Source organism: Rhizobacter sp. P5_A1, assembly GCF_056400745.1.
The window spans coordinates 24,271-33,559 of sequence record NZ_JBFUKR010000042.1 but is presented as its reverse complement, the minus strand read 5'-3'; the positions used below and the strand labels follow the sequence as shown (position 1 = coordinate 33,559).

9 protein-coding genes are annotated in these 9,289 nt (G+C 68.3%); 6 read left to right on the top strand and 3 right to left on the bottom strand.

Annotation, left to right across the window (positions count from 1 at the left end):
* Positions 1 to 101: 101 nt before the first annotated feature.
* Both AC1DTW_RS26525 and AC1DTW_RS26520 read right to left on the bottom strand, forming a co-directional pair.
* Positions 102 to 584 (bottom strand): ASCH domain-containing protein, encoded by a 483-nt coding sequence (locus tag AC1DTW_RS26525; RefSeq protein ID WP_477984738.1) that lies wholly within the window; start codon positions 582 to 584, stop codon positions 102 to 104.
* A gap of 110 nt (positions 585 to 694) precedes the next feature.
* Positions 695 to 1,159: a hypothetical protein gene (locus AC1DTW_RS26520; RefSeq protein WP_477984736.1), complete on the bottom strand. Its 465-nt coding sequence runs from the start codon at positions 1,157 to 1,159 to the stop codon at positions 695 to 697.
* Positions 1,160 to 1,247: 88 nt separating this feature from the next.
* Between AC1DTW_RS26520 and AC1DTW_RS26515 the strand changes: the two genes are divergently transcribed.
* The 6 genes from AC1DTW_RS26515 to AC1DTW_RS26490 are packed head-to-tail and all read left to right on the top strand — an operon-like array spanning position 1,248 to position 8,681.
* Positions 1,248 to 2,330: an integron integrase gene (locus tag AC1DTW_RS26515; protein WP_477984734.1), complete on the top strand. Its 1,083-nt coding sequence runs from the start codon at positions 1,248 to 1,250 to the stop codon at positions 2,328 to 2,330.
* Between the two features lie 30 nt (positions 2,331 to 2,360).
* Complete coding sequence (locus AC1DTW_RS26510) at positions 2,361 to 5,606, top strand: error-prone DNA polymerase (protein ID WP_477984732.1); 3,246 nt, start codon at positions 2,361 to 2,363, stop codon at positions 5,604 to 5,606.
* A gap of 48 nt (positions 5,607 to 5,654) precedes the next feature.
* On the top strand, positions 5,655 to 6,440 hold the full coding sequence (gene yaaA / locus AC1DTW_RS26505; protein WP_477984730.1) for a peroxide stress protein YaaA: 786 nt from the start codon (positions 5,655 to 5,657) through the stop codon (positions 6,438 to 6,440).
* A 43-nt stretch (positions 6,441 to 6,483) separates the two neighbouring features.
* Positions 6,484 to 7,341, top strand: coding sequence for a 2OG-Fe(II) oxygenase (locus tag AC1DTW_RS26500; RefSeq protein ID WP_477984728.1), 858 nt, complete (start codon positions 6,484 to 6,486; stop codon positions 7,339 to 7,341).
* The gene (locus AC1DTW_RS26495) at positions 7,338 to 8,426 is read left to right on the top strand and encodes a CaiB/BaiF CoA transferase family protein (protein ID WP_477984726.1); all 1,089 of its coding nucleotides are present in this window, start codon (positions 7,338 to 7,340) and stop codon (positions 8,424 to 8,426) included. Before AC1DTW_RS26500 ends, AC1DTW_RS26495 begins: the two co-directional genes overlap by 4 nt.
* A gap of 48 nt (positions 8,427 to 8,474) precedes the next feature.
* Positions 8,475 to 8,681 (top strand): hypothetical protein, encoded by a 207-nt coding sequence (locus AC1DTW_RS26490; protein ID WP_477984724.1) that lies wholly within the window; start codon positions 8,475 to 8,477, stop codon positions 8,679 to 8,681.
* A 102-nt stretch (positions 8,682 to 8,783) separates the two neighbouring features.
* Here the strand turns inward: AC1DTW_RS26490 and AC1DTW_RS26485 are convergent, their stop codons facing one another.
* The gene (locus tag AC1DTW_RS26485; protein WP_477984722.1) at positions 8,784 to 9,272 is read right to left on the bottom strand and encodes a hypothetical protein; all 489 of its coding nucleotides are present in this window, start codon (positions 9,270 to 9,272) and stop codon (positions 8,784 to 8,786) included.
* Positions 9,273 to 9,289 lie beyond the last annotated feature (17 nt).

Below are 9,289 nucleotides of genomic sequence, written 5' to 3'. Positions count from 1 at the left end.
GAGTGGCAGTCTGTTCTCTGTCTCAGCCAGGCTTCGCAGCCACGTCGACTCATCGACAAGATCAAAAATGCGTTGACTACTTTGGAAGTCCCTGTAAAGGGTTAGGCCGCACTCTGTGAGCCCGTGAACACGACCCTAAACCGCTCGCACGCTACCAGCATACTTTCGTTGAAGACCCGACCGATCCGTGCGCATTCACGCGAGAAGGAACTCGCATGCTCTTGACGCCAGGATTCCAGCGATCCGTCGCCTTCGCCTTCCACAGCGGCGAATTCCGCAGTCACTTCGTTGAAAGGCACGATGTCAACCTGGACTGTTTCGATTACGCACAGCGGAGAGCCTGCCCAGCTCGTGACAACGCTGAAATCGCCCGGTTGCGGCAAAGCCTTTCCTTCGTGCTCAAAGGACCACAGTGACCCGGCCGTCGCGCGTTTCGTGCCCTCGAGCACTAGGTCTGCGAGGGAGTTTGCCATCTCTTCGTTATCACCGAAATGGAAAGCTTCATAGAAGCGCGTTGGATCAATGTTGCCTGCATCGGCATCAAAGCGCTTCCAGAATTCAGCGATGGCGACGGGAATGTGCATCGGGCGCCCTATGCGGCCTAACGTGATTTAGACATCACGCGACTTTGCCACATGGAGGCGCAAGCACCTGTATATGGCAATGAGTCGACGCGGCGGCGTGCCATATGTGGCTATCGGGTCACGATGCTTGTGATCAATCGGAGCCGCTTGGCTGTTCTGCGGGGCATGGACCACAGCTGCCGTTTGACGTCCCACTGCGCGCCCTCGGCGAGTGCGCGATGGCGGCGCTGGGTGTCGCCGAACGCGAGTCGGACCAGGACGAGCTCATCGAGAAATGCGCGGGTTTCTACGGGTGCTTCGTCGACCACGAGTTCAACGGTGGTGTAGCGGTAAGTGCCCTGTGCATTGTGACGATAGCGGACGCACACCAGCGCGTCACCGTATCGGCGGGCCAGCTTCAATGCGCCGGCCTGTGAGGGTCGCAGCCGCTTGACGACATGTGTGTCGGCACGCGCGGGCTCGGTGATGGCCGCCGCCCGTTGCGATGACGATGACGACGGCGCAGCTGGGCTGCGGCGCGGGGGCTTCTTGGGTCGGGGCGAAGGAAGCTGCTGTTGCTGTTGCTGCTGCGACATGGTGGCCGTGGTGAATTCTTGGGTCGTCGACGCTTGCACTTGCCAGAGGCTCGGTGTACTGTACAAATATACAGTATTGTCTGCCGACATGAAATCCGACGCTCACTCGCTCCCGCCTCTGCAATCGACCCGGTTGCTCGAGCAGGTGCGCGAGCGCATTCGCTACCTGCACTACAGCATCCGCACCGAAGAGGCCTACGTCCATTGGATCCGTGCCTTCGTGCGTTTCCATGAATTGCGCCACCCGATCGACATGGGCGCGCCCGAGGTCGAGGCGTTTCTGTCCTGGCTGGCGAGCGAGCGCAAGGTGGCGGTGGCCACGCACAAGCAGGCGCTGTCGGCACTCGTGTTCCTGTACCAGCGGGTGCTGGGGCTCGATCTGCCGTGGCTGAACGAGATCGGCCGACCGAAGAGCCGACAGCGTTTGCCGGTGGTCCTCACGCATGACGAGGTGGGCCGCGTGCTGATGGCGCTCGACGCGCCGCATCGCCTGCTGGCACAGCTGCTCTACGGCACCGGCATGCGCATCATGGAGGGCATCCGCCTGCGCGTGAAGGATGTCGATTTCGAGCGTCAGGCGCTGGTCGTTCGCGAGGGCAAGGGTTTCAAGGATCGGGTCGTGATGCTGCCGGCTTCGCTGGCGCCGGCGCTGCGCGAGCAGCTGGCGCGCACGCGCATCTTGTGGGCGGACGATCGCGCTTCGGGCCGTGACGGCGTGCACATGCCGAATGCACTGGAGCGCAAGTATCCGCGGGCCGGTTCGTCCTGGAGCTGGTTCTGGGTCTTTCCGCACCTGCAGTTGTCGGTCGATCCGCGCACCGGCGTGCAGCGCCGGCACCATGCGCTCGAAGGCGCGTTCCAGCGTCAGTTCAAGGTCGCAGTCGAGCGCGCCGGGATCGTGAAACCGGCCACGCCGCACACGCTGCGCCATTCCTTTGCAACCCATTTGCTGCAAAGCGGCTACGACATTCGCACCGTGCAGGAGTTGCTTGGTCATTCGGACGTGAGCACCACGATGATCTACACGCACGTGCTCAAGCTCGGTGGCGGCGCGGTGCGCAGCCCGCTCGATGCCTTGCGCGCGGCCTTGCCGGATGCGCAGCGCTGGCACCTCGATGGCCATGTCGGTGGACTCGCCGCGTCACCATTGCCTTCGTCGTCCGCACCGTGAGCGCGTGCCGCTGCCGTTGTCATCACCGTCATGGTCAAGCTACCGCGTTACGCCGAGCTGCACTGTCGCAGCAATTTCAGCTTTCTGACCGGCGCGTCGCATCCCGGCGAGCTGGTCGAGCGCGCGAAGGCGCTGCGTTATGCGGCGCTGGCGCTCACCGATGAATGCTCGCTGGCCGGCGTGGTGCGCGCTCACGTGGCGGCGCGCGACAACGAGTTGCCGCTGATCATCGGCAGCGAGATGCGGCTCACGTTGCCGAGCCATGTGAAGAGCAAGAAGAAGGAGAAGAAGAACGGCGAGAAGGAAGAAGAAGAAGAAGAAGGGGAACCCGCACCGCCGCAGCCCCGCCTGGTGCTGCTCGCGCAGTCCCGGCGCGGCTACGGCAACCTCTCGCACTGGATCACCGTGGCACGGCGTCGCGCGACCAAGGGTTCGTACCTCGCGCATCCCGGCGACATCGAAGGCAAGGTGCCGAACGCGCCGACCTTGACCGGCCTGCCCGAATGCCTGGCCTTGCTGGTGCCCGATGCCGCGCAGTCGTTCGAGACGGTGTTCGCGCACGCGATGTGGCTGAAGACCTGGTTCCAGGATCGGGCCTCGATCGCGCTGTCGCTGCTGCGGCGCCCGGGCGACGAAGAGCTGGTGGACGTGGTGCGCCGCGTGGCCGGGTTCACCGGCCTGCCGATCGTCGCGACCGGCGATGTGCTGATGCACGTGCGCTCGCGCAAGCCGCTGCAGGACACGCTGAGTGCGACGCGCCTGAAGCGGCCGGTGGCCGAGTGCGGCCTGCAGCTCGAGTCGAACGCCGAGCAGTACCTGCGCTCGCGCGCGCGGCTGGCGAGCCTTTACGAGCCCGAGTGGCTGGAGAACTCGGTGGCGCTCGCCGGGCGCTGCGGTTTCTCGCTGGCCGAGCTGAAATACGAGTACCCGCGCGAGGTCGTGCCCGAGGGCCGCACGCCGATCGGCCATCTGCGCCAGCTGACACAGGAAGGCCTCGTCGAACGCTTCCCCGGCAAGGAGGTGATCCAGTGGCTGCCGAAGATCGAGAAGGAACTCGCGCTGATCCAGCAGCTGCACTATGAAGCCTACTTCCTGACCGTCGCCGACATCGTGCGCTGGGCGCGCGAGAAGAACATCCTGTGCCAGGGCCGCGGCAGCGCGGCCAACTCGATGGTCTGCTTCTGCCTGGGTGTCACCGAGGTCAACCCCGAAGAGGCGACGCTGCTGTTCGAACGCTTCGTCAGCGCCGAACGCGACGAGCCGCCCGACATCGACGTCGACTTCGAGCACCAGCGTCGCGAAGAGGTGATCCAGTACATCTACGGCAAGTACGGCCGGCACCGCACCGCGCTGACCGCGGTGGTGATCTGCTATCGCCCGCGCTCGGCGCTGCGCGATGTCGGCCGTGCACTCGGCCTCGATCTGCAACGCATCGAATTGCTGACAAAGAGCATGCACTGGTTCGATGGCGGCCATGTCGACACCGAACGCCTGCGCGAAGCGGGCCTCGACCCCGAGGCGCCGTTGACGAAGCTGTGGATCGCGCTGACGCAGCAGCTGATCGGCTTCCCGCGGCACCTGAGCCAGCACCCCGGCGGCTTCGTGATCGCGCGCGAGCAGATCGAGCAGCTGGTGCCGGTCGAGATGGCGGCGATGGAAGGCCGCAGTGTCGTGCAGTGGGACAAGGACGATCTCGACGAGCTGCGCCTGATCAAGGTCGACGTGCTCGCGCTCGGCATGCTCAGTGCGCTGCGGCGCGCGCTCGAATTCATCGGCGCCAAGCACGGCCGGCCGTTCCGCATGCAAGACATCCCGGTGGGCGACGAAGCCACCTACGACATGATCTGCAAGGCCGACACCGTCGGCGCGTTCCAGATCGAGAGCCGGGCGCAGATGAGCATGCTGCCGCGGCTGCAGCCGCGCAAGTACTACGACCTGGTGGTCGAGGTCGCGATCGTGCGGCCCGGGCCGATCCAGGGCGGCATGGTGCACCCGTACCTGAAGAACCGGCTGCTCGACGACGACGCGATCGACTACCCGCCGGCGTTGCGGCCGGCGCTGCAACGCACGAAGGGCGTGCCGATCTTCCAGGAGCAGGTGATGCAGATCGCGATGATCGCGGCCGACTTCACGCCCGGCGAGGCCGATGGCCTGCGCCGCTCGATGGCTGCCTGGAAACGCAAGGGCGGCCTCGGGCATTACCACGAGCGCCTCGTCGGCCGCATGCTCGAGAAGGGCTACAAGCCGGCCTTCGCCGAGAGCATCTTCCAGCAGATCCAGGGCTTCGGCGAATACGGCTTTCCCGAGAGCCACGCCGCCGGTTTCGCGCAGCTGGCCTATGCGAGCTGCTGGATCAAGTGGCATCACCCCGACGCCTTTCTCGCCGCACTGCTCAACAGCCAGCCGATGGGCTTTTACGCGCCCGCGCAGCTGGTGCGCGACGCGCGCGCGCATGGCGTCGAGGTGCGGCCGGTGGATGTGACGCTCAGCGCCTGCGAGAGCACGCTGGAGGAACGAGCCGCGCCGCCGCCGTTGCCGCCGGGCACGACATCGGCGCGCGCGGTGCGGCTCGGCCTCGACCGCGTCGCCGGGCTGTCGGGCGACGCGGCCCGGCGCATCGTCGCGGCCCGCACGCAGGCGGCCTTCGCGAACGCCGAAGACCTGACGCGCCGCGCCGCGCTGAACGCGCGCGAACTTCAGGCGCTCGCCCAGGCCGATGCGCTGCGCGCGCTCACCGGTCACCGCCACCAGGCGGCGTGGGCCGTCGCCGGCATCGACACGCGGCCGACCCCGATGCTGCGCGCGACCCGCGTCGACGAGGCCGCCGTCGCGCTGCCCGCGCCCGCCGAGGCGGAGGAAACGCTGGCCGACTACCGCGCCCTCGGCCTGACGCTGAACCGCCATCCGCTCGCGCTGCTGCGCGATCAGCTCGCGGCGTTCCGCGTGCAGCCGGCCGCGGTGCTGCGCGGCTACCCGAACGGTCGCCTCGCGCGCGCCAGCGGCCTGGTCACGCACCGGCAGCGGCCCGAGACCGCGAAGGGCACGATGTTCGTCACGCTCGAAGACGACACCGGCACCGTCAACGCGATCGTCTGGCCCTCGGTGCTCGAGTCGCAGCGCAAGCCGCTGCTCGCGGCCCGCCTGCTCACGCTGTTCGGCCGCTGGCAGCGCGACCGCGAGGGCGACGGCGCGGTGATGCACCTGGTCGTGATGAAGGCGATCGACCACACCGATCTGCTGCAGGGGCTGGCCAGCCGCAGCCGGGATTTCCGCTAGCGCGCCGCGACGCGCGGTGTGCCGATGGCGGCATCGATAATCGCCGCCATGCTGTACCTCCTGTCCCCCGCGAAGGCGCTCGACTACGCGACACCGACCCCTCCCGCCGTCGCGAAGCTCGCGACCGAACCGCTGTTCATCGAGCGCTCGACCGAGCTGATCGAGCTGATGCGCGCGCGCAGCGCGGCCGAAGTGGCTGCGCTGATGGACCTGTCCGACGCGCTCGCGGCGCTGAATGTCGCGCGCTACGCGGCCTGGTCGCCGCGCTTCACGGCGGCCAACAGCAAGCCGGCAGTGCTGGCCTTCGACGGCGATGTCTACGGCGGGCTGCACGCGTCCGAGCTCGGTGTCGCGGCGTTGCGCTGGGCCCAGCAGCATCTCGTGATCCTCAGCGGCCTGCATGGCGCGCTGCGCCCGCTCGACCGGCTGCAGCCGTATCGGCTCGAGATGGGTACGCGGCTGGCGAACCGGCACGGCCCCGATCTGTACGCGTACTGGGGCGACACGGTCGCCGAGTACCTGAACGCACGCGCGGCCATCGATGTCACGCCGGTGATCGTGAACCTCGCGTCGACCGAGTACTTCCATGTCGCCGACCGCAAGCGCACGCTGGTGCCGCGCGTCATCGACTGCGTGTTCGAGGACTGGAAGAACGACCGCTACAAGATCATCAGCTTCTTCGCGAAACGGGCGCGCGGCCTGATGGCGCGGCATGCGATCGAGCGGCGCATCGCGACGCCCGCCGGGCTGAAGACATTCGCCGCCGAGGGTTACCGTTTCGACGCTGCCGCTTCGACGCCCGACCGCTTCGTGTTTCGCCGGCGGCTCGACTGACCGTGCGGCTGACCGGCCGGCTCGTATCCGGCAGAATCCGCGCATGAGCGTCGACAAGCAGCCCATCACGCCCGCACTGCGCGCGTGGATCATCGAGCAGGCCACGGCCGGGCACAAACCGGAGGTGGTGCTGCAGTCGATGCTGAGCAGCGGCTGGAACGAGGATTCGGCGATCGCCGCGCTCGAAGAGGTGCTGACCGGCTACCTCGACGAGAAGGCGAAGGCGGCGGTGCTGCCGCCGCCGGTGCGCGTGCCCGATCCGCTGCCGGACGGCACGCGCACGACGCTGTGGGCCGGCGATCGCGAGGTCAAGGTGCTGGTCAACCTGCTGACGCCCCGGGTCGTCGTGTTCGGCGACCTGCTGTCGGCCGACGAATGCGACGAGATGATCGCGCTGGCGGCGAAGCGGCTGGCGCGTTCCGAGACCGTGCAGACCGAGACCGGCGCGAGCGAGGTCAACGAGGCTCGCACGAGTCAGGGCATGTTCTTCGAGCGCGGCGAGCACCCGGTCGTCGCCCGCCTCGAGACGCGCATCGCCGCGCTGCTCGACTGGCCGATCGAGAACGGCGAGGGCCTGCAGGTGCTGCGCTATGCGCCCGGCGCCGAGTACAAGCCGCACTACGATTACTTCGACCCGGCGCACTCGGGCACGCCGATGATCCTGAAGCGCGGCGGCCAGCGCGTCGCGTCGCTGGTGTGCTACCTGAACACGCCGGCCCACGGCGGCGCGACGGTGTTCCCCGATGTGCAGCTCGATGTCGCGCCGGTCAAGGGCAACGCGGTGTTCTTCAGCTACGACCGCGCCCACCCGGTCACCAAGACGCTGCATGGCGGCGCGCCGGTCGTCGACGGCGAGAAGTGGGTCGCGACCAAGTGGTTGCGCGAGGGGCGCTTCGTTTGAACGCCGCCGCCGCGGCCGATCCCGCCGACGATGACCTGCCGCTCGGGGGCATCAAGGTCGTCGACCTGACGCGCTTGCTGCCCGGGCCGCTGGCCACGCGCCGGCTCGCCGAGCTCGGTGCCGAGGTGCTGAAGGTCGAGGGCCTGTCCGACCAGGGCCAGGACGACGGCGCGCGCTGGATGGGCCAGACCGCCGCCGAACGCCGCGCCGGCGAGCCCGCGCTGACCTTCCGCGAGCTGAACCGCGGCAAGCAGCTGTTGCGCCTCGACCTGCGCACGGTGGCGGGTGCGGCCGCGCTGGTCGAGCTCGTGCGCGGCGCGGATGTGCTCGTCGAGGGCTTCCGCCCCGGCGTGATGGACAAGCTCGGCCTCGGCTGGGCCGTGCTGCGCGAGCTGAATCCGCGCCTCGTGATGTGCGCGATCAGCGGCTACGGTCAGCACGGCGCCTGGGCGCATCGCGCCGGGCATGACATCAACTACATCGCGATGGCCGGCGTGCTGGAGCAGATCGCGACCATCGACGGCGAGCTCGCGCTGCCGAACTTCCAGATCGGCGACCTGATGGGCGGCACGCAGGCGGCCGTCGCCGGCATCCTCGCCGCGCTGCTCGGCGCGCAGCGCAGCGGCCGCGGGCGCGTCGTCGACATCTCGATGGCGCACGAGGTGCTGCGCCACCACGTGCTCGCGACCTGCACGCTGCAGGCCACGGGCCGGCCGCCGGCGCCGGGGCACGACCTGCTCAGCGGCGGCGCGCCTTGTTACTGCGTTTACCGCACCGCCGACGCGCGCCACCTGGCCGTCGGCGCGCTCGAGCTGAAGTTCTGGCAGGCGCTGTGCACGACCGTGGGGCGACCCGAGTGGGCGCAGGCGCACTGGACGCTCGGCCTCGCGGTCGGCGGGCCGGATTCGATGGCGCTGCGCAGCGAACTCGCCGCGCTGTTCGCTGCCGAGCCGTTGGCCCACTGGGTCGCGCGCTTCGACGGCGTCGATGCCTGCGTGACGCCGGTCCTGCGGCTCGACGAGAGCCTGAGCCACCCGATCTTTCGCCAGCCGGTGTCAACCAGCCGCCGACGGCCGGCGTTGTGATTCCCGAGCATCCGCTCTATTCATAAATTCCCTGCAGGAACCACCACCATGAACAAGATCCTCGCCGCTCTGATCGCCTCCGCCTTCTCGATGGGCGCCTTCGCCCAGGCTTCGGCCCCGGCCGCCGCTGCCGCGCCGGCCCCGAAGGCCGAAGCCAAGGCCGAAATGAAGAAGGAAGCCCCGGCCGTCAAGAAGCACGCTGCCAAGAAGCACGCCAAGAAGAAGGCGGCTGCTGCTGCCAAGCCGGCCGCCTGAGCGACTCGGCATTGATGCAACAAACCCGGCCTCGGCCGGGTTTGTCGTTTGTGCGGCCCGGTTTCGGCCGGGTTTGCCGGTTTGTCGTTCGTGGGAGCCGTCTCAGGCGCGCAGCCGCGTGTCGCCCGAGTCGCGCGCGAATGGCCGGCCCTGCTCGATGCGACGCCACTTGCGCTGCTCCCAGGTCTGCGGGCCCTGCACCGGCCAGCGTTCGATCAGCGCGGCGAGATCGGCCCGCGGCACGCGCGTGAACACCGGGTGCGTCAGCCCGAGGAACCAGCGGCCGCGTCGTAGCCGAAGCGGCAACGGCGCACGCGACTCGTTGACCCAGTAGACGCAGGCCTTCTCGGCCCAGAACTGCTGGCGCTCGAAGTTCACGCGACCGGCGAAGCCGGTGTCGGCGGGGAAGATCAGGCACGAGTCGCCCAGTTCGACGACCGCCTGCACCAGATCGCCCGGCGAGTCGCCGGAGCCGCGGTGCACCAGCACCACGCGCTCGATGTCGGGCGCATGCAATCGATCGACCTCGGCCTCGTTGCGGAAGACCACGATGTCCTGGCCTTGCCAGGCGGTGCGCCACGACGACTTCATTGCAACTCCTCCATCAG

Coding starts and splice junctions, on each gene's coding strand:
- AC1DTW_RS26500 (WP_477984728.1), top strand. CDS start 6,484: ATGAGCGTCGACAAGCAGCCCATCACGCCCGCACTGCGCGCGTGGATC.
- AC1DTW_RS26515 (WP_477984734.1), top strand. CDS start 1,248: ATGAAATCCGACGCTCACTCGCTCCCGCCTCTGCAATCGACCCGGTTG.
- AC1DTW_RS26490 (WP_477984724.1), top strand. CDS start 8,475: ATGAACAAGATCCTCGCCGCTCTGATCGCCTCCGCCTTCTCGATGGGC.
- AC1DTW_RS26485 (WP_477984722.1), bottom strand. CDS start 9,272: ATGAAGTCGTCGTGGCGCACCGCCTGGCAAGGCCAGGACATCGTGGTC.
- AC1DTW_RS26510 (WP_477984732.1), top strand. CDS start 2,361: ATGGTCAAGCTACCGCGTTACGCCGAGCTGCACTGTCGCAGCAATTTC.
- yaaA (WP_477984730.1), top strand. CDS start 5,655: ATGCTGTACCTCCTGTCCCCCGCGAAGGCGCTCGACTACGCGACACCG.
- AC1DTW_RS26525 (WP_477984738.1), bottom strand. CDS start 584: ATGCACATTCCCGTCGCCATCGCTGAATTCTGGAAGCGCTTTGATGCC.
- AC1DTW_RS26520 (WP_477984736.1), bottom strand. CDS start 1,159: ATGTCGCAGCAGCAACAGCAACAGCAGCTTCCTTCGCCCCGACCCAAG.